We start from the raw sequence: 20,370 nt of genomic DNA, 5'->3' as shown, positions 1-20,370 counted from the left end.
AGTACAGGTGTACATACAACGGATGCAGCGGATTTAACTTCGGGTGTCTTAGCTGATGCTCGTGTACAAGAATCAAATGTTACTCAACATCAAACGGCATTGACCATTACCGAATCGCAAATCAGTGATCTAGTTCATACCGTTGATACGGATACACAACTATCAGAAGCGGAAGTAGATGCTTTTGTTGCCAACAACAATTATAGTACAGGTGCGCATACTACCGATGCAGCCGACCTTACTACTGGTGTACTCGCAGATGCAAGAGTTCAAGAATCAAACGTTACGCAATATGAAACTGCATTGACCATTACCGAATCGCAAATAAGTGATCTAGTTCATACCGTTGATACGGATACACAACTATCAGAAGCGGAAGTGGATGCTTTTGTTGCCAATAACAATTACAGTACAGGTGTACATACAACGGATGCAGCGGATTTAACTTCGGGTGTCTTAGCTGATGCTCGTGTACAAGAATCAAACGTTACACAACATGAAACTGCCTTGACCATTACTGAATCGCAAATCTCAGATTTAGCACATACAGTCGATACAAACACGCAACTTTCTGAAGCCGAAGTGGATGCCTTTGTCGCAAACAACAATTACAGTACCGGTGCGCATACCACCGATGCAGCGGATTTAACTTCGGGTGTTCTTGATGATGCTCGTGTACAAGAATCGAACGTTACTCAACATCAAACGGCATTGACCATTACCGAATCGCAAATAAGTGATCTAGTTCATACCGTTGATACGGATACACAACTTTCAGAAGCGGAAGTAGATGCTTTTGTTGCCAACAACAATTATAGTACCGGTGCACATACTACCGATGCAGCGGATTTAACTTTGGGTGTGCTCACAGATGCAAGAGTTCAAGAATCAAATGTTACTCAACATGAAACTGCATTGACCATCACCGAATCTCAAATCAGTGATTTAGTTCATACCGTTGATACGGATACAAAACTATCAGAAGCGGAAGTAGATGCTTTTGTTGCCAACAACAATTATAGTACAGGTGCTCATACCACCGATGCAGCGGATTTAACTTCGGGTGTTCTTGATGATGCTCGTGTACAAGAATCAAACATAACTCAACATCAAACTGCTTTAACTATTACTGAATCGCAAATCAGTGACCTAGCACATACGGAGATAACAGCAGGTGCTGGAATTGCAATAACAGGAGATGGTTCTAGCGCATTTCCATATAGTATTATAAATAACTTCACCGAAGTTGATGGTAGCATCACCAACGAAACTAACACAGGCTTTTCTACTGTTGATGTAGCTGGTACTGATCACTTAAGAATATCGGATTCTAACGGAGACTTAGATATTCCTCTTTCAGACTTATCACATACAGGTACTACAGGTTCCATATTCTTTGCAGGGGCGGACAATAAGCCATCAGAGAACAACTCTCAATTATTTTGGGATAACAGCAATAATAGATTAGGGATAGGAACTGCTTCACCTACCCATAAATTACAAGTTAATGGGCAAGTAAGAGCTACGTCATTTGCTAATGCCAATGGCACAGCAGGTTCACCGGCTTATCGTTTTAATGATGATGGTAATACAGGAATGTATAGAGCAGACACAGACGAACTAGGTTTCTCCACTGCGGGAACTGAAGCCATGAGAATTGATGACTCACAAAATGTAGGTATCGGTGATTTCTCTTCAGGCACGGTGGATGCTAGTTTACATGTTAAAAGTGATACAGGTGTTCCATTAAAAATTGAACCAAGCACATCTACTCCTACTGGTACTAGCGGAGGACAAATGTTTGTTTCTAATGATGACGGAATTCTTTATATATACGACGGCACGAGGTCTAAATGGCTAAGTGTAGATAGAACTATGGTAGGTTGGGGTAGAAACAGTAATAATACAAGCAACGAGTATTTACGTCAATTTAATGGAGCTTTATCCAATCAAAATGGCTGGCGCATGGTGAGAAACGGAACAATAACCGCAATATCTGCTCAATCTGACATTGATCAAACATGGACGTTCGAAGTCAGAAAAAATGATGCTACTACCGTAATTGCATCAATAACAATGACCGGTGTTCAAGGTAACCACAACAATACGCTTAACGTTGATATTAACGAAGGTGATTTTATTCAGGCATACTGTAATGGTACAAGTGTAGATTATCCAGAAACACTTATAGAAATTGCTTGGAGAAAATAATATCTAAATTAAGTATGAAAAAAATTTCTATTTATCTATTTCTACTAATTACGACAGGTATTTGTTTGGTAACAAATGCTCAAGATGCTGTGCATAATTATGGTAATATTCAAATTCATGATGATGGTATTGTTGGTTTCCATATGGATGTTATCAATAATGGTGCTTTCAATCAAAACAAAGGTTTAGTCGGTTTTTATTCTTTCGACAAAGCCTTAACGATATCGGGTGCATCTAATCCTGTTTTTTATGATTTTGAAGTTGCAGTAGATAATGATCTTTATATTGATAATACGGTCGGTATTCAAAATAACGCAAATTTTATTACGGGCGACATTATTACATCAAGGGTAGCATCCGAAGTAAATATTAATTTTTTAAATGATTCATTTTACACTGGTGATGAAAATTTAGCTAAGGTTGACGGCTATGCTGCCATAAGCAAGAAATCTGAATTTACCTTCCCGATTGGTCAATTCGATAAAATACGTCCGTTGAGCATAGCATCGGTGAGCTCTAATGATTACGCAAAATCTGCCTATTATTATGAAGACCCTAATACCCCGAGTGTATTTGGAACAAGTTTTAGCACATTTATTAAAGAAAACGAAACTTTATCTATTAGTGAGTATGAATTTTGGCATTTAGAAAGTACCATACCTTCAAAAGTGACTTTAACCTGGGACGAAGAAAGTAATGCCTACTTATTCGGAGAGACTATTGAGGAAATTAAAGTTGTAGGATGGAGTGCAATCGATAAAATTTGGGTCGATTTGGGGAACACCAATGTTGAGGGTAATTTTGCTTATGGCTCGGTAACTTCTAAAGAGTTTATACCTAGTGATTATGAAATTATAACCATTGGCGGTAATTCTGATATTTTAGAAACGCTTGACAATATTACTTTAGACAATTATTACATGACCCCTAACGGCGATGGTATTAATGACTTTTTAGAAATCGAAGGCATAGAAAATTCACCCAATAATTCGTTACAAATCTATAATAGATATGGAAGATTGGTATTCTCCCAGAAAAACTACAGTAATGAGTTTACTGGCATATCGAATGTAAATGGGGTAATTACGAAAAATATAGGCTTACCATCTGGTATCTATTTTTATATCGTAAACTTAAATGATTTGAATTTTAAACATCAGGGATATTTATACCTTACTACCTACCAAGAAAATTAATCATAAATTCTTTTAAGACCAAGATTCATTACTTTTACATTGCATGATTTACCAATTTCAAAAGTTTTTTCTCTTTTGATCAAGTTTGGCAAATCTTTTGTATTAAATAACACCAATATAGAGTTATGCAGAGAAGAACATTTATCAACAGAAGCAGTTCAGCTGCTTTGGCACTAGCCATTGCCCCAACTTTCTTTATTCAAGAAGATACCGAATATTCCATATTAGAACTCATGGGGAAAGAAGATATTGAGCTCTATGGAAAAGATATTAATCTTCGAAAAGAAGCTCATGATGCTTTTGTTGAAATGAAAAAAGCAGCATACAAAGATGGCATCGACCTCAAAATAGTTTCAAGCTTCAGAAATTATGATAGGCAAGAAGCCATTTTTGAGCGTAAATACTTAAAATATACAGATGACGATGGCATGAGCCCTACTGATGCCATTGATAAAATCATTGAGTACTCTACCATACCTGGTACGAGCAGACATCACTGGGGAACAGATATTGACGTTGTAGACGGATATAGAAAAGTAGATGGCGATGTATTGGTGCCACATAAATTTGAAGGTGAAGGACCCTATGTCGACTTTAAAAAATGGATGGACGAAAATTCGGAAACCTACGGATTTTTCTTAGTGTATACCGACGAAGCAAAAAGAAGAGGTTTCAAATACGAGCCATGGCACTATAGCTATGCCCCATTATCGATACCAATGCTTGAACAGTTCAGAAGTAAAAACATTGCCTCTATTCTTATTCGCGAAGATTTTTATGGTGCCGAGAATTTTACAATGGGCTTTTTAAGATCTTACATACAAAATAATATATTAGATATTAATAGAAATCTACTGTAAGCATTTCGTACATTAGAACCTGTACTATAACACATTACCATGAGAAGAGGAAGTTGGAAAATTAGAATATTTATCGGTTTGGCCATTGTTGCCTTTGCATTTATTCAAAAATGTAGCAATACCGAAGAGAATCCCTATACTGGTCGATCGCAACATATTACTATGTCTTCTGAACAAGAAATCGCTATCGGTTTACAAAGTGCACCAGAAATGGCGCAACAACATGGTGGTCTTTATCCTGATCAACGTTTACAATCTTTTGTTGAATCAGTAGGTAATAAGTTAGTTCAAAATAGTATTGCTAGAGAAACACCATATCAGTACGATTTTCATTTATTGGCAGATGACCAGACCATAAATGCTTTTGCATTACCTGGTGGACAATGCTTTATAACCTATGCTTTATTTTCTCAACTAAATGAAGCTCAATTAGCCGGTGTTTTAGGTCATGAAATTGGTCATGTGATTGGCAGACATTCTGCAGAAAGAATAGCAGATAGCCAAACTTGGCAAACAGCAACTATGGGAGCAACTGTTGGTGCTGGCGATATGGGTAGTATTTTAGGAAGCATTGGCCAGAACACACTACTAAAAAATGGTCGTGGCGATGAATTGGAAAGTGATGAACTAGGTGTTCTATTTATGATTCAATCTGGTTATGACCCTTACGAGATGATAAAGGTGATGGAAATTTTAAAATCAGCTGGCGGTCCAAATCGTACTCCTGAATTTCAAAGCACCCACCCTGATCCTGAAAATAGAATTGAAAAAATCAGAGAAGCTATAGATAAATACAAAAACCAAGGTTAATCGGATTTTTTGTACAGTTGGTCTAGAGGACAATACTCAGTGTTTATATTTGTGTAAATTTGAGGAAGTCCCAAGCTTATTTTACCATTTATGAATTGCCTTTGTAGCTATGATTTAATCATAGAAGAACACTATAATGGGAACAATTACACATTTCAGAAACTTATACGTGCAGGCGTTTGAGAACTGTAAACCAATAGTATTGGTTACTTTTTTAAAGGTCTACTCAGTATTTTGTGCCCTAATGATATTTTCGGCACTGTATGCCTTTGTTGTCAGAGCAGCGAATGGATTTGATTTTTAATGCGTTTTACTCTTTTACCTGAACACTATTTGGAGTAGAAATTTGTAGTATTTAAAAAGGGCTCATTGAAATTTCAATGAGCCCTTTTAATTTTCATAAAGATAAAACTATGAATCTTGCATAATTACATCTAATACATCTTTAGCATTCGACATTTTCGCATAGTCTTTTGCAGTATAACCTTGATCGCTTTTAATACTAAGGTTTGCGCCATTCAATAATAACACCTTAAGTACTTCTGCCTTATTATATCTAGCGGCATACATTGCAGGGGTAAGACCTAAAGACTTTTCATTTAACTTTTCACCCAAAGCCAATAAACTTCGTACCCGATCTACATCACCCTTCATCACTGCTTTACATAGCGAGCTAATTTCTTCATTTGCAGAAATAGATACTGCTTCGTTCATATTAATACAGTCATTACTATTTGCATAAACTCCCGTTAACGTAAATACACTAATGAACAATAAAATTGAGATTGATTTTTTCATAATATTTAGGTGATTTTGATTAATAAAATTAATGATATAATAAATTTACACATACTATTTTATTAATTACGCAATATTAAGAAAGTTGTAGTAAATATTTAACAATTGGAAAATACTCTAATAACGTAGATATTACTTAAAACCAATCAATATGCTACTTTCTTGAATAGTAAAATGACCAATAAACACCTAACTACCGATAGCAGTTTCAATTATTTCTAGTGCTTCAGAAGCATTTGACAATTCTGCATACCGCTTCGCAGTATACCCTTGACTACTTTGAATTTTTAGATCTGCACCATTTTTAATAAGCATTTTTAATATATCCACCTTGTTATAACGAGCAGCGAACATAACAGGTGTCATACCTAACGATTTTTGATTTACATCTTCGCCTAAATCGATTAAGCGTTTTACAGTTTCTAAATCGCCCTGTATAACGGCTTTACAAAAAGAGCTAATATCTACTCTCGAAACGAGCTCAATTTCGTGTTCTGATACTAAATTTTTCGTGTCATTTGCTTTCGCGGTAGCTGTGAAGGTAAGCGCTACCATTGATAATGTGATACATACTTTTCTCATGATAATTGATTTTTGATTGATGAGTACAATAGTGTACAATTAAAAGACGCCAAACCGATGTAAATGTTTCACGCATTAACAATGTTATAACTAAACTTTAACAAACAAATCTTCAACAAAACTTAAATTATGTTGGGATATAGCACCAAAACAAAAAAGGCAGGTCATCTAGTAGCTTAACTTGAAAGAACATAGTATTTTTGTACTCTTAAAACCTTTTAAAGATGAACAAAAAAGTAATCTTAATGATATTAGATGGTTGGGGTAAATCACCTGATCCAGAAGTATCTGCAGTAGATAAAGCCAATACTCCTTTTATAGATAGTTTATATACGAAATACGCTAATTCTAACCTTCTTACAGATGGTATGAACGTTGGTCTTCCCGAAGGTCAAATGGGTAATAGTGAGGTGGGTCATATGAATTTAGGCGCTGGTCGTATTGTTTATCAAGATCTGGCTAAAATCAATAAGGCAGTTAAAGAGAATACCTTAAGTTCTGAACCGGTTCTAAAAAGTGCGTTCGAATATGCAAAAAAGAACAATAAAGATGTCCATTTTTTAGGTCTTCTTAGTGATGGTGGTGTTCATAGCCACACTAATCATATTAAAGGTTTAATTGCCGCAGGTAAAGAATCTGGTGTAGAAAATATGTATTTACATGCCTTTACCGATGGTAGAGATGTAGACCCAAAAAGTGGAAAAGGTTTTTTAGAAGATATTGTTCATTATTGTGCTGATAAAAACACTAAACTAGCAACGGTTATCGGTAGATACTACGCAATGGATCGTGACAAACGATGGGAGCGTGTTAAGGAAGCTTATGATGTAATCGTAAATGCAGAGGGTGAAAAATCGACTGACATAGGGCAAACTATTCAAAATAGTTATGACCATGACGTTACCGATGAGTTTATAAAACCTATCGTAATGACTAATACCGATGGCACACCTATTGCTTCTGTAAAGGAAGATGATGTTGTTATATTTTTCAATTTTAGAACGGACCGTGGGCGAGAACTTACGCAAGTTTTAAGTCAGGTTGATATGCATGAACAAAACATGCACAAGCTTAACTTATATTATGTTACACTTACCAACTATGATGAATCTTATGTTAAGGTTCATGTAGTGTATAATAAAGATAATATTGTTGAAACATTAGGTGAAGTTTTGGCTAATGCAGGTAAAAAGCAAATACGTATAGCAGAAACCGAAAAATACCCACATGTAACCTTCTTTTTTAACGGTGGTAGAGAAGTGCCTTTTGATGGTGAAACTCGTATTTTATGTCCGTCGCCAAAGGTAGCTACTTATGACCTTCAACCAGAAATGAGTGCTTATGAAATTAGGGATAAAATTATTCCTGAAATCAACAAAGGTGAAGTAGATTTTATCTGCCTAAACTTTGCCAACCCAGATATGGTTGGACATACAGGTGTTATGGAAGCTGCCATAAAAGCTTGCGAAACGGTTGATGAATGTGCGAAAGATGTAATTACTGCAGCTATTGCCAAAGATTACTCGGTGATTGTTATTGCCGATCACGGTAATTGCGAAACCATGGTTAACGAAGATGGTAGCCCTAACACGGCACACACTACCAATCCTGTTCCGTTGATCTTGGTAGACAAAGATATTCACCATATCAAAGATGGTGTTTTAGGAGATATTGCACCTACTATCTTAAAAATGATGGGTGTAGAAAAATCGAAATTTATGACCCAAAATTCATTGGTATAAATTTAGGTAAAACAGAAAGTTATTGACTTTATGATTAAATTAAAAACAGCCGAAGAGATTGAGTTAATGCGCGAAAGTGCGCTTATTGTTTCTAAAACTTTAGGCATGATAGCTTCTGAGGTAAAACCAGGAGTTACCACCCTTCAACTAGACACTTTAGCAGAAGCTTTTATTCGCGACCACGGTGCTGTACCAGGTTTCTTAGGTTTATATGATTTTCCGAACTCATTATGTGTGAGTCCAAATGCTCAAGTAGTACATGGTATTCCAAATAACACGCCTTTAGTTGAAGGTGATATTATTTCGATTGATTGCGGAGCTTTAAAGAATGAATTTTACGGAGATCATGCCTACACTTTTGAAGTAGGAGAAGTTAGCCCCGAAGTTAAAAAGTTATTAGAGGTCACTAAAAAATCGCTTTATATTGGTATACGTGAGTTTAAAGTAGGCAACCGTGTGGGCGATGTGGGTTATGCCATACAAAAATTTACAGAAGACCATGGTTACGGTGTTGTACGCGAATTGGTAGGTCATGGGTTAGGTAGAACAATGCATGAAGGTCCAGAAATGCCAAATTATGGTAAACGTGGTAGAGGCAAAAAATTTGCTGAAGGCATGACAGTAGCTATTGAACCTATGACCAATATGGGCACCAAAAATATAAAACAATTGAAAGATGGCTGGACAATTTTGACAGCTGACGGTAAACCTAGTGCCCATTTTGAGCATGATGTCGCTATCGTCAACGGAAAACCTGAATTGCTATCTACCTTCAAATATATTTACGAAGCTTTAGGTATTGTCAGTAATGAAGAAGATGAGTTCACCTCTTCTACTGCAAAAAGTTAGAAAGTACAGATGAAGAAAATTTTTAAATTTTTTCTTAACCTTGTTCCGAGACCTGTATTAATATCTTTAAGCTATTTGGTAAAGCCTTTTTTTAAGGCTTACTATCGTGGTAACACCTACGAAGATCCAATTGATGGCAATACTTTTCGAAGCTTTTTACCATATGGATATGAAAAGCCACGTGAAAATGTGCTCTCACCTTCTACCCTGTCATTAGAGCGCCATCGCTTACTATGGTTATTTTTAAAGGAAGAGACAGATTTTTTCACTGCTCCGTTACATGTTTTGCACTTTGCCCCTGAACAAGCTTTCTATAAAAGATTTAGAAAACTTAAGAATCTAAATTACGTTACTACAGATTTAAATTCACCTTTAGCAGATGTGAAGGCAGATATTTGCAACCTTCCGTTTGAAGATAATATGTTCGATGTAATTCTATGCAATCATGTACTAGAACACATACCAGATGATACTAAAGCAATGTCTGAATTGTATAGAATTCTAAAACCTGGTGGTTGGGGTATTTTTCAAATTCCGCAAGATTTGAACAGAGAAGTAACTTTTGAAGACGATTCTATAACTGACAAAACAGAGCGTGCCAAAATATTTGGTCAATACGATCATGTTCGTATTTATGGCAGAGATTACTTTGATAAATTAAGAGGTACAGGTTTTACGGTAGAAGAAATAGCTTTTACAAAGCTAATGAGCCAAGAAGAAATTAACAGATACCGCTTAGCACCAGGAGAGATAATTCCTTTCGTGAAAAAATAGTTATTTCACCACAAGCGCTTTAAACCCTTCAGTCGAAAACTCTTGCGTATAACCATTCTCATCTAAAAAAATTATATAAGCTTCTAGCCTTTTATTTGCTTCAACGATCTCAAAAGCATCCTCTATATTCATCGCCATTAATGCTGTTGCATAAGCATCTGCGGTAGCACAGTTATCTGCCAATATAGTTACAGCAAGTGTATTAGATACTTGGGTAAAGCCTGTTTTAGGGTTTATCGTATGCACATACTTTTTACCTGTTTCTTCATCGATTCTAAACTTACGGTAATTACCCGAAGACGCTAATGCCCTATCATTTAAATTGATTACTATTTTGGTAGCTCTATTTACCTCCATCTCGGGATCATCGATACCGACCACCCAAAACTTATCTTTTATGGTATTCTTACCTTTGGCTACTAACTCACCTCCTACTTCAATTAGATAGTTATCTACACCCTTAGCATCTAACATAGCCGCAAGTCTATCAATAGCATATCCCTTAGCAATAGCATTAAAATCTAAGTAGATATTAGGATTATCTTTTACTATACGATTACTATCATCCAAAATGATTTTATCCAAACCTACATAATTCAGCAAACTATCTATTTTAAGACTGTCCATCGAAATTTGACGTTCTGGTCCGAATCCCCATGCATTTACAAGCGTACCTACCGTTGGATCAAAAAAACCATTAGTTTCTTTATGAATTGATTTAGACAGATGAAATACCTCTTGAAACATCATATCAACACGTATAGTACTATCGCCTTTATTTATTCTAGAGATATCTGAGTCGGGAATATAAGTGGATAAAGAATGGTTAATTACCGCAAATACAGAGTCAATATCTTCTTGTAAATCTAATTGATCGCTAGAAATTGAAATAATACTATAGGAAGTTCCTAAAGCACCACCAGTATTTTCATTACGAAATTCAGCTTTATTTTCTTTACAAGAATATACTAGCCCAATTAATACGGCAACTACATAAATATACTTTTTCATATTTCTATTAAGCCATCATAATCAACAATATACTCTTCATCCAAATATACTGGCATATTGTGATCTGCTGCATTAACCAAACCTACACCAGCATAAAAGGTAGTAGCCTCAAATTTAATCGCATGATCTTTCATTTTTGTTAGGTCAGACATAAAGAAATCCATATCCTTTGGATCACCAGGATATTCTATTGCTTTTACTACCACAAATCGCATTTGTTTATCCTTTGTACAAACAAACTGCGGATTTTTACGCAATTCACTGTTTACGGCTAAAAACTCAAACCCTTCTTCCTCCAACTGTTTGCCAACAATGTTCATAGCCAAATTATGAAGTTCTTGTTCTGTTAATACGTGCATCTTAAAATAATTTTATAAAAAAACCGATACATTACATATCGGTTAGTTTTCATTTTTTCAATCACTTATAGCTTATCCACCAAAGTCATCAAAACGTATATGCTCATCTGGGATACCGAAATCTTCACCCATTTTCTGAACAGCCTTGTTCATTAATGGTGGTCCACAGAAATAAAGTTCAATATCTTCTGGTGACTCATGCAGACTTAGGTAATTATCAATTACACAATTGTGAATGAAACCAACGAACCCATCACCAGGTGCATCTATATTTTCTTTTACTTTCCAATTGTCAACATCCATTGGTTCTGAAAGTGCCAAATAGAATTTAAAATTAGGAAACTCTTTTTCTAACTTATAGAAGTGGTCTAAATAAAACAATTCACGTTTTGAACGACCACCGTACCAATAACTTACTTTTCTATCAGTTTTTAAGGTTTTGAATAAATGATATAAATGCGAACGCATTGGTGCCATACCTGCACCACCACCTACATATAACATTTCTGAATCTGACTCATTAATGAAAAATTCACCGTAAGGTCCAGAAATAACCACTTCATCACCTTTCTTAAGATTGAAAATATATGAAGATGCAACACCCGGATTTACATCCATCCAACCATTTTTAGCACGATCCCATGGCGGAGTTGCAATACGTACATTCAACATAATCTCTCTTCCTTCTGCAGGAAAAGATGCCATTGAATACGCTCTTTCTACCGTTTCTGGATTCTTCATTACTAAAGGCCAAAGGTTGAACTTATCCCATTCTGCTTGAAACTTATCTGGAGTTTCATGCTCTTCTGGGTGTGCCGTAATATCAATATCAGCAAATTTAACTTCACATTGAGGAATCTCAATTTGAATATATCCACCAGCTTTATACCCCATATCTTCTGGGATTTCAACTACGAACTCCTTAATAAAAGATGCGACGTTGTAATTACGCACAACTTTACCTGGCCACTTCTTAATACCAAAAACTTCTTCTGGTATCGTAATCTCCATATCTTGTTTCACCTTTACCTGACAGGCTAAACGTGCACCATGGTTTAATTCTTTTTTAGAGAAATGCGGAGTTTCTGTAGGCAATGCTTCACCACCACCAGAAAGTACATGACATTCGCACTGAATACATGTACCACCACCACCACATGCAGATGGTAAGAAAACTTTTTGGTTACCTAAAGTTGACAACAACGATCCACCAGAAGCAACTTCAATTTTCTTTTCTCCGTTAATTGTAATGGTTACAGGACCAGATGGAGATAGTTTTTGTTTCGTAAACAGAAGCAATGCTACTAATGCCATCAACAATATTAGAAATGCGACAACAGTTATTAGAATAGTTCCGCCTGTACTTGCAGCTAAAATCATGTTTATTTATTTACGTCGTTATAAGAAACTACCTTTTCGTCAATTTCTTCGTTCTTTTCTACTACTACTTCTTCAACAGGCGTTAAAACCTTTGGCTGAATTACCTGGTTAACTTGCTCTGCAGCTTCTTCAGCGTCATCACCGCCACCAGTTAACATACCACCAAAACTTTGAAAACCAATACCCATAAGACCAGTGATAATAAATGTAATACCTAACCCTCTTAAAGGAGCAGGAACATTACTATATCTAATTTTTTCGCGTATTGCGGCAATTGCCAAAATTGCCAAGAACCAACCAATACCAGAACTAACACCATAATTGAATGCTAAACCTAAAGTTTCGATTTCTCTTGCCTGCATAAATAAAGATCCACCAAGAATTGCACAGTTTACGGCAATCAATGGTAAGAATATACCCAATGAGTTATATAAAGAAGGTGAGAATTTCTCAACTACAATCTCTACCAATTGGACCATTGTAGCAATAGTAGCAATGAATAGAATAAATGATAAAAAGCTAAGATTGTAATCTGCATACTCTGGACCTAACCAAACTAAGGCTCCGTCTTGTAACAAATACTTATCTAACAACCAGTTCATTGGTACAGTAACCGCCAATACGAATATAACAGCAGCACCTAAACCAACTGCAGTAGCCACTTTCTTGGATACCGCTAAATAAGAACACATCCCCAAGAACACGGCAAACACCATGTTATCGATAAAGATGGACTTAAAAAATAATTCTACATGTTCTAACATAATTTCTACTTAAATGTCTGTTTAATTCTCTTCTACTAACGCAGGATTTCTTGAGCGTTGTACCCAAATAATGATACCAACTACAATTAATGCTGCCGGTGGAATAATCATAAAACCATTATTCTCATATCCTGTAGCATACAACCCTGTTTTCATTATTGGATCACCTAAGACCGGAAAACCAAAAAGTGTTCCTGAACCTAAAAGTTCTCTAAAGAACCCTACGATAACCAAAATAACACCGTAACCTAAAGAGTTACCAATACCATCTAAAAATGAACGCCATGGTCCGTTAGCCAAAGCAAAAGCTTCAAAACGACCCATAATTATACAGTTTGTAATAATTAGACCCACGAATACAGCCAAGGTTTTACTTAATTCATAAGCATATGCCTTAAGTACTTGATCCACTATAATAACCAATGTAGCAACTACGATTAACTGAACAATGATTCTAATTTTCGATGGAATGATATTTCTCATCAATGAGATAACTACGTTACCTGCACCTAATACGAACATTACAGAAATAGCCATTACCAAAGACGCCTTTAGCTCTGCTGTAATTGCCAATGCCGAACAAATACCTAATACCTGAATAGTAATAGGGTTGTTGTCCGCAAGTGGATCAGTAATAAGATTTGTATCTTTTTTTGATAGTAGTGCCATGTTACTTTGCTCTAATTGTTTCTAAATAAGGTTTGTATAATTTGACAGTTTCGCTAATCATAGCAGAAACACCGTTACCGGTAATAGTAGCACCAGCCAAGGCATCTACTTCATTATCATCTTTAGTATTATTCAATGGGTCATTGTTCCCTTTGGCTACTGCTATACCTGCATACTGAGTTCCATTTAAAATAGTCTCCCCTTTAAAATCGTCCATGAAATAACGCATTTTAATGTTAGCACCTAAACCAGGAGTTTCCCCTTTATGATCAAAATAAACACCTTGAACAGTCATGGTATCATCTAAAGCGATAAAACCCCAAATAGCATCCCAAAGACCTTTACCGTACATAGGAATGATATAAAATTTCTTACCATCTTTCTCACCGATAAAAACTGGCAATTTATAAGGCTCTCCTTTTTTAATATTAGCCAGTTGCTTTTTTAAATCAATCAAATATGCTTCGTTATCTTCAGTAATCTTATCACCTTGAATAACCAATTGCTCTTTGATATAACTTGAAAACTCATCTTCGACTACATCTGTAGGTATAAAGTTTACACTACCGGCATCATCTCCATTTTCATTTACACCCATGGCATAAAGAATGTTCTGCTGTTTTTCAAAACGCTCATTTTCTTTGATATTAGGGCGCAATGCTGAAGCCAAAAACGCAAGTATTGACCCAACTACCACAACCATAACAGCAGCAAAAACTACTGTATAAACGTTACTATCTGTTTTTTGTGCCATAATTAAACTGTTTCAGCTTTAAGTTCTTTTGCCTTACCATCTGAATCTTTTGGGTAGATAGTAGCATTTTTTAATCTGTTCATTCTTCTTTTAATATTACCCCTAACCACATAATGGTCAATTGTTGGTGCAAATACATTCATTAAAAGGATAGCTAAGAAAACCCCTTCTGGGTATGCCGGGTTAAACACACGGATCATTACAGAAATAAATCCTATAAAGAAACCATAATACCACTTCCCTTTATTTGTTTGTGAACCAGTTACAGGATCTGTTGCCATATAGACAATACCGAATGCCAAACCACCTACGATTAAATGTTTCCAGAAATCGAAACTCATTAATCCGTAAAATTTACTTGATTCGCCTACCCAACCAAAATCTACGACTTGATTGAATATTAAGCCCATTACCAATGAACCAATAACAGCACTTACCATTATTCTCCAGCTAGCAATTTTTGTGAATATCAAAAATAAACCACCTAATAAGATTAAAAATGCAGATGTTTCACCTACAGAACCTGGTATAAAACCGAAGAACATATCTGAAACAGAATATGTCATTTCAGCTCCTTTATTCTGCGCTAAGTATCCTAATATAGTTTCACCTGATATCGCATCAACATTTGCCCCAGCAAGAATTTCTTCTGAACGCTCACGAGCACCGTAAACCCAAACTTTATCACCACTCATCCATGTAGGATAAGCAAAGAACAAGAATGCTCTAATTGTTAATGCCGGATTAAGAATATTCATACCTGTACCACCAAAAACCTCTTTACCAATAACAACACCGAAAACTACGGCTACTGCTAACATCCAAAGCGGAGTATCTATTGGTACAATTAGCGGCACTAACATACCAGTAACTAGATATCCTTCTTCAACTTCGTGACCTTTTATGACAGCAAAAATAAATTCTACTATAAGACCGACACCATAAGAAACAACAACTAATGGCAATACCTTAATAATACCGATCCAGAAATTGTCCCAAGTAAGGAAATCGTTCATTAAAGAGAAATCTGCCGGAAAACCATTTATAGCAGAAAAATGCTGATAACCCGCGTTGAACATTGAGAATATTAACACTGGAATCAGTGCCATTATTACCGTGTTCATTGTACGTTTTAAATCATCTGCTGATTTTACATGTGTACCACCTGCATGAGTAGTCTCATCTGGCGAAAACAAAAAAGTATGAAAGGCATTAAAGGCAGGAGCCATTTTCTTACCCTGATACTTTAGCTTAAGTTCGTGTAATTTGCTTTTTAAACTCATTTCTTATCCTATTTCTTTTTGCAATAAATCTAACCCCTCACGAATAATCTTTTGGTGTGGCTGCTTAGAAATACATATAAACTCAGTTAACGAAAAATCTTCAGGAGCTACTTCGTACAAACCTAACTGCTCCATCTCATCCAAGTCTTTTACCATGCAAGCTTTTAACAGTTGCATTGGAAAAATATCCATCGGAAAAACCTCTTCATATTGCCCAGTTACTACGAAAGCTCTATGCTCACCGTTAGTATTGGTATCTAATTCATATTTCTTATTTGGCTGCATCCAAGAGAACGTCAATGCTCTTGTAGCCGATATTTTATTGAATACAGGCTTATTCCATCCGAACAATTCATAATCGTCTCCTTCCGGAATAACCGTAACCGTATTATTATAATATCCTAAATAGCCATCTGGTCTACTTTTGGAACCTGTAAGTACATCTCCATTGATGACTCTAAAGTTTTCTTCGTTTACACCACTAGCATACAAGAATGTCGAAATTTCTGCTCCGATTTTAGTAGTATAATATTTAGGTGCTTTTACAGATGAACCAGCAAGTGCGATAACACGCTCTGCATTAAACTTACCTGTTAACAAATATTCACCTATTATGATTAAATCTTGCGGAGTTACCGTCCAAACCAATTCACCTTTATTAATAGGATCTAATTTATTGATCTGCGTACCTACCAAACCTGCAGGGTGCGGACCAGAAACATTATGCAACTCAACCCCAGTCATTGAAGACAGTGGCGATGCACTAGAACCTACAGATACATGAACTTTACCAGGTGTTAATTTACCTAATGCAGTAATTGCTGCCTGTAATTCTTTCTCTTTACCTTTCAGTACATAGTCTAAATCTGCTTGTAAAGGACCACTTGAGTATCCAGAAATAAAAATAGATTTAGGTGTTGTATCAGGATTAGCAACTACATCATAAGGTCTCTGCTTGATAAATGGCCAACAACCACTTTTCAACAAAATAGCTTTCAACTGCTCTTTGGATGCTTTTTCAACATCTATAGTAGCACCTGAAAATGGTTCTTGTGTTTTGTCTGCTAATATCTTTAAGGTCAAAATACGTCTTCTGTCTCCTCTTTCGATCTCTATAAGCTCACCGCTTACTGGAGAAACAAAAAGCATGCTTTCCATGTTTTTGTTATAAAACAAAGGCTCTCCCGCTTTTACTTCGGCGCCTTGCTTTACCATCATTTTTGGAGTAATTCCGTGAAAATCACTTAACTGTATAGCATAAACATTACTTGAAACAGCTTTTGAAGTAGTCTGTTCTGCGGCGCCCACAAGATTAATGTTGAGCCCTTTTTTAATTCGAATGTCTTTTGACATGTGCGTATAGACCTTTAGGTTATCAAAATTTGAGCAAATTTAAGTACAAAAACTTCGTTTTCATAATTATTAACCCATAATTTAGTCATTAGAACGAGCTATATTTTTTAGGCATCGTTTTTGTTTACCTTTACTTAAAAATTACTGGGTCAATGCGAATTTTCATTAAACATTTTATTTGTCTATTATTCTTGCAAAACATAGTTGCCCAGGTACAATTAGAAGCAAATCCGCCAAAAAACATAAAATCAATCGTTTTTAAAGGTCCCACAGAAGATCAGTTTCCTGTTATTAAAATTGGCGAACCTATTTATTTAGAGTTCGATGATATTCTAGCCAATGAACAAGACTATTATTACAAAGTAATTCATTGTGATTATGATTGGACACCCTCTACATTGTTGAAATCTCAATATTTAGACGGCGTTGACAACCAACGAATCACCAATTACGAAAATAGTTATAGCACACTACAGTCGTACTCTAATTATCAACTGACCATACCTAATGATAATGTTCGTTTAAAAGTTAGCGGAAATTATATTTTAGAAGTTTACAACAGTGATAATGACCTTCAATTTTCGAGAAGATTCGTGGTATACACAGATATTGTAAAGGTATCTACTGCAATAAAACGCTCTAGAGATTTTAATTTTATTAACGAAAAGCAAGTGGTGCAATTTAGCATTACCTCTGGTTCTTTACGGTTAATAAACCCAAAAAAAGAGGTTAAAGTTGCGATACTTCAAAATCACTATTGGCCTACTGCCATTACCAATGTAGCACCACAATACACTTTAGGCGACGAACTAGTTTATAAGTATGACCAAGAAACTGCTTTTTACGGTGGTAATGAATTTTTATTATTCGATACTAGTGACTTAAGAGCACCAAGCTCGCAAATTTCTAGCATCGACCTTACCGACCTATACAATCATTATTTATTTTCTGATGATTTCAGAAACGACAAGCCATACACCTATTTCCCTGACATTAACGGAGATTTCGTAATCAGAACTTTACAGGGCGACAATGCTTCTAGAGAAGCAGAATATACCAACGTATATTTTAGCCTACCCTACACCGAATATATAGCTCTTGATAATGTTTACGTCTTCGGCAAATTCAATAATTACGCCCTTACCGACGAAAATAAAATGGTTTACAATGAAAAGAATGGTATGCTAGAAGCCACTCTAAAAATGAAACAAGGGTTTTACAACTATAAATATGCCGTGAAAGGCGGAGACAAAATAAAATTAAACGAGGTCGGGGGTAACTTCCATTTTACAGAAAATAATTACCTTGTACTGGTATACTACCGCAACTTCGGCGATATGTACGATAGTATAATCGGTATTGGCTCTGCCAATTCTAGAAATATCACCAACTAGCTGTATATTTACGTTTTTCATTAATTTATGGAGAACAAACCAGCCGTTCAACCATCAGGCAGATTTAAACTAAAATACCGAGGTGTAGACTGCCTAAATTGTGGGCACCCACTAGAGTTAAGCGATAAATACTGCCCTAATTGCTCTCAAGCCAACAGCACAAAAAAACTCACCCTTTTTGATTTTTTTGAAGAATTTCTTGCGAATTATTTATCATATGATTCTAAACTATGGAAAACATTAACCGCTTTACTTTTAAGGCCCGGTAAAATAACACGGGAATATATTTCAGGTAAGCGCCTGTCATACACCAACCCATTTCGTTTTCTATTAAGTTTATCTATTATCTATTTCTTGATTATTAGCTTTAACAGCAAATTTGAGACCTATAATAAATTTGGCTACGAAAACAAAAAACCAATTATTGACTTTGATGCAGAATTTGATAAAATTGATTTTGATAACGAAGAAGAGAAACAGTTCGCCTTATCTCAATTAGACTCGCTTGATATAAATAGCTATATCAAAAACGGAATTAGTAAAAAAGACTCTACTATTCTTGCCGACCCAAACCCTTATTTTAAAGACATAAATACAGAGGGTCTAACACGCCGCTTTCTTGGTAAAATAGACTTCTTCAATACCATTATTAAACATGATACCATTTATTACTTTGAACAAGGTTTAACAAAGTTCGAAATACCTCAAAACAAAGAAAATGAAATGGCATTCAACTTAGCAACTAGTTTAGTTGATATAGAAAAACGACCTGGAACATTTATAAATTCTTTAATTTCAAAACTACCATTCACCACATTTTTCTTTCTTCCGTTCTTTTCTTTTTTCATTTGGATGGTCTATATCAGAAAAAAATACACTTATACCGATCATTTAATCTTTAGTTTCCACAATCAGTCATTATTATTTATCTTGCTCATTGTTAGCAATTTGATCAACGCAGTATTCAATATTAGTAGCGAAGGATTCTTTATTTTAATATTCGCTATTTACCTTTACAAAGCAATGCGGAATTTCTATCAACAAGGAAGAGTTAAAACAGTTATAAAGTATTTTTTCCTAAACACATTATTTGTTATTTTAGGAAGTATTGCGATAACCATATTAATCGCTGCAAGCGTATTTACATATTAAATATGATGATAACACAGGTTACTAAAGGCATTAAAATTTCGGTTCAAACTACTTTTGAAGGCACGTTCTTTAAAAACTACAAAATGCATTATGCTTTTGGGTATACGATTACCATTGAGAACCAAAGTAAAGATGCTGTTCAACTAACCTCTCGTCATTGGAAAATATATGATTCTTTGAATGATATGGAAACCTTAGACGGCGAAGGTGTTATTGGTAAAAAACCGGTAATTCAGCCCGGCGAATCTCATACTTACAATTCTGGCTGCTTGCTTACGTCACCAATAGGCGCAATGAAAGGTCATTATAATATGGTAAATATGGACAATGCTCAAAAATTCAGAGTCTATATTCCTACTTTTAAGTTTAGCGCACCTTTCGCACTTAACTAAAGTCTTTAATAATTTTTAGTCCAACACCCTTTTAGTA

Annotated in this window: 21 protein-coding genes; 11 read left to right on the top strand and 10 right to left on the bottom strand. The window is 35.5% G+C overall.

Translation table 11 applies throughout. From position 1 onward, the window contains the following. From ACEN2N_RS18405 to ACEN2N_RS18385, 5 genes are all read left to right on the top strand, one after another. A partial coding sequence (locus ACEN2N_RS18405) for a hypothetical protein (protein WP_441825695.1) occupies positions 1 to 2,211 on the top strand: 2,211 nt, incomplete at its 5' end. Positions 2,212 to 2,225: 14 nt separating this feature from the next. Next, positions 2,226 to 3,407, top strand: a complete 1,182-nt coding sequence (locus ACEN2N_RS18400; protein ID WP_441825694.1) for a gliding motility-associated C-terminal domain-containing protein — start codon at positions 2,226 to 2,228, stop codon at positions 3,405 to 3,407. Positions 3,408 to 3,532: 125 nt separating this feature from the next. After that, positions 3,533 to 4,267, top strand: coding sequence for a M15 family metallopeptidase (locus ACEN2N_RS18395; RefSeq protein ID WP_441825693.1), 735 nt, complete (start codon positions 3,533 to 3,535; stop codon positions 4,265 to 4,267). Between the two features lie 39 nt (positions 4,268 to 4,306). Then, positions 4,307 to 5,077 carry a M48 family metalloprotease gene (locus ACEN2N_RS18390; RefSeq protein ID WP_441825692.1) on the top strand — a complete coding sequence of 257 codons (771 nt, stop codon included), beginning with the start codon at positions 4,307 to 4,309 and terminating at the stop codon, positions 5,075 to 5,077. Positions 5,078 to 5,213: 136 nt separating this feature from the next. Beyond that, positions 5,214 to 5,381 carry a DUF6747 family protein gene (locus ACEN2N_RS18385; RefSeq protein WP_317614972.1) on the top strand — a complete coding sequence of 56 codons (168 nt, stop codon included), beginning with the start codon at positions 5,214 to 5,216 and terminating at the stop codon, positions 5,379 to 5,381. Positions 5,382 to 5,488: 107 nt separating this feature from the next. Here the strand turns inward: ACEN2N_RS18385 and ACEN2N_RS18380 are convergent, their stop codons facing one another. Together ACEN2N_RS18380 and ACEN2N_RS18375 are read right to left on the bottom strand one after the other, a co-directional pair. After that, positions 5,489 to 5,875, bottom strand: a complete 387-nt coding sequence (locus ACEN2N_RS18380; protein WP_441825691.1) for an ankyrin repeat domain-containing protein — start codon at positions 5,873 to 5,875, stop codon at positions 5,489 to 5,491. Positions 5,876 to 6,064: 189 nt separating this feature from the next. Then, positions 6,065 to 6,457 (bottom strand): ankyrin repeat domain-containing protein, encoded by a 393-nt coding sequence (locus tag ACEN2N_RS18375; RefSeq protein ID WP_441825690.1) that lies wholly within the window; start codon positions 6,455 to 6,457, stop codon positions 6,065 to 6,067. Positions 6,458 to 6,681: 224 nt separating this feature from the next. Between ACEN2N_RS18375 and gpmI the strand changes: the two genes are divergently transcribed. The 3 genes from gpmI to ACEN2N_RS18360 are packed head-to-tail and all read left to right on the top strand — an operon-like array spanning position 6,682 to position 9,822. Then, the gene (gpmI, locus tag ACEN2N_RS18370; protein WP_441825689.1) at positions 6,682 to 8,199 is read left to right on the top strand and encodes a 2,3-bisphosphoglycerate-independent phosphoglycerate mutase; all 1,518 of its coding nucleotides are present in this window, start codon (positions 6,682 to 6,684) and stop codon (positions 8,197 to 8,199) included. A 30-nt stretch (positions 8,200 to 8,229) separates the two neighbouring features. Further along, entirely contained in the window at positions 8,230 to 9,048 is an 819-nt protein-coding gene (gene map, locus ACEN2N_RS18365; protein WP_441825688.1) for a type I methionyl aminopeptidase, read from the top strand. Positions 9,049 to 9,057: 9 nt separating this feature from the next. Beyond that, complete coding sequence (locus ACEN2N_RS18360) at positions 9,058 to 9,822, top strand: class I SAM-dependent methyltransferase (RefSeq protein WP_441825687.1); 765 nt, start codon at positions 9,058 to 9,060, stop codon at positions 9,820 to 9,822. Here the strand turns inward: ACEN2N_RS18360 and ACEN2N_RS18355 are convergent, their stop codons facing one another. The 8 genes from ACEN2N_RS18355 to ACEN2N_RS18320 all read right to left on the bottom strand — a co-directional run bounded on the left by ACEN2N_RS18355 (position 9,823) and on the right by ACEN2N_RS18320 (position 17,395). Beyond that, the gene (locus ACEN2N_RS18355) at positions 9,823 to 10,833 is read right to left on the bottom strand and encodes an FAD:protein FMN transferase (RefSeq protein ID WP_441825686.1); all 1,011 of its coding nucleotides are present in this window, start codon (positions 10,831 to 10,833) and stop codon (positions 9,823 to 9,825) included. Continuing rightward, entirely contained in the window at positions 10,830 to 11,192 is a 363-nt protein-coding gene (locus ACEN2N_RS18350) for a Na(+)-translocating NADH-quinone reductase subunit F (protein ID WP_441825685.1), read from the bottom strand. Before ACEN2N_RS18350 ends, ACEN2N_RS18355 begins: the two co-directional genes overlap by 4 nt. A 72-nt stretch (positions 11,193 to 11,264) precedes the next feature. Beyond that, positions 11,265 to 12,572, bottom strand: coding sequence for an NADH:ubiquinone reductase (Na(+)-transporting) subunit F (nqrF, locus tag ACEN2N_RS18345; RefSeq protein WP_441825684.1), 1,308 nt, complete (start codon positions 12,570 to 12,572; stop codon positions 11,265 to 11,267). Between the two features lie 2 nt (positions 12,573 to 12,574). Next, on the bottom strand, positions 12,575 to 13,336 hold the full coding sequence (nqrE, locus tag ACEN2N_RS18340; protein WP_441825683.1) for an NADH:ubiquinone reductase (Na(+)-transporting) subunit E: 762 nt from the start codon (positions 13,334 to 13,336) through the stop codon (positions 12,575 to 12,577). A gap of 21 nt (positions 13,337 to 13,357) precedes the next feature. Next, positions 13,358 to 14,005 carry an NADH:ubiquinone reductase (Na(+)-transporting) subunit D gene (locus ACEN2N_RS18335; protein ID WP_441825682.1) on the bottom strand — a complete coding sequence of 216 codons (648 nt, stop codon included), beginning with the start codon at positions 14,003 to 14,005 and terminating at the stop codon, positions 13,358 to 13,360. Position 14,006: 1 nt separating this feature from the next. Beyond that, positions 14,007 to 14,759, bottom strand: a complete 753-nt coding sequence (locus ACEN2N_RS18330; protein ID WP_441825681.1) for a Na(+)-translocating NADH-quinone reductase subunit C — start codon at positions 14,757 to 14,759, stop codon at positions 14,007 to 14,009. A gap of 2 nt (positions 14,760 to 14,761) precedes the next feature. Next, complete coding sequence (locus ACEN2N_RS18325; RefSeq protein ID WP_441825680.1) at positions 14,762 to 16,042, bottom strand: NADH:ubiquinone reductase (Na(+)-transporting) subunit B; 1,281 nt, start codon at positions 16,040 to 16,042, stop codon at positions 14,762 to 14,764. A 3-nt stretch (positions 16,043 to 16,045) separates the two neighbouring features. Beyond that, complete coding sequence (locus tag ACEN2N_RS18320) at positions 16,046 to 17,395, bottom strand: Na(+)-translocating NADH-quinone reductase subunit A (RefSeq protein WP_441825679.1); 1,350 nt, start codon at positions 17,393 to 17,395, stop codon at positions 16,046 to 16,048. A gap of 152 nt (positions 17,396 to 17,547) precedes the next feature. Here ACEN2N_RS18320 and ACEN2N_RS18315 point away from each other — a divergent pair, with 152 nt between their 5' ends. The 3 genes from ACEN2N_RS18315 to apaG are packed head-to-tail and all read left to right on the top strand — an operon-like array spanning position 17,548 to position 20,333. Then, on the top strand, positions 17,548 to 18,789 hold the full coding sequence (locus ACEN2N_RS18315) for a DUF5103 domain-containing protein (protein WP_441825678.1): 1,242 nt from the start codon (positions 17,548 to 17,550) through the stop codon (positions 18,787 to 18,789). A gap of 27 nt (positions 18,790 to 18,816) precedes the next feature. Then, on the top strand, positions 18,817 to 19,941 hold the full coding sequence (locus ACEN2N_RS18310; protein WP_424002031.1) for a DUF3667 domain-containing protein: 1,125 nt from the start codon (positions 18,817 to 18,819) through the stop codon (positions 19,939 to 19,941). 5 nt (positions 19,942 to 19,946) lie between these two features. After that, positions 19,947 to 20,333, top strand: a complete 387-nt coding sequence (apaG, locus tag ACEN2N_RS18305) for a Co2+/Mg2+ efflux protein ApaG (protein WP_441825697.1) — start codon at positions 19,947 to 19,949, stop codon at positions 20,331 to 20,333. Positions 20,334 to 20,370 lie beyond the last annotated feature (37 nt).

This window comes from Maribacter spongiicola (assembly GCF_052119685.1).
GTDB classification, from domain to species: Bacteria; Bacteroidota; Bacteroidia; order Flavobacteriales; family Flavobacteriaceae; genus Maribacter; species Maribacter spongiicola_A.
The sequence above is the reverse complement of the archived record's forward strand: the minus strand, read 5'-3'. Positions and strand labels throughout refer to the sequence as shown.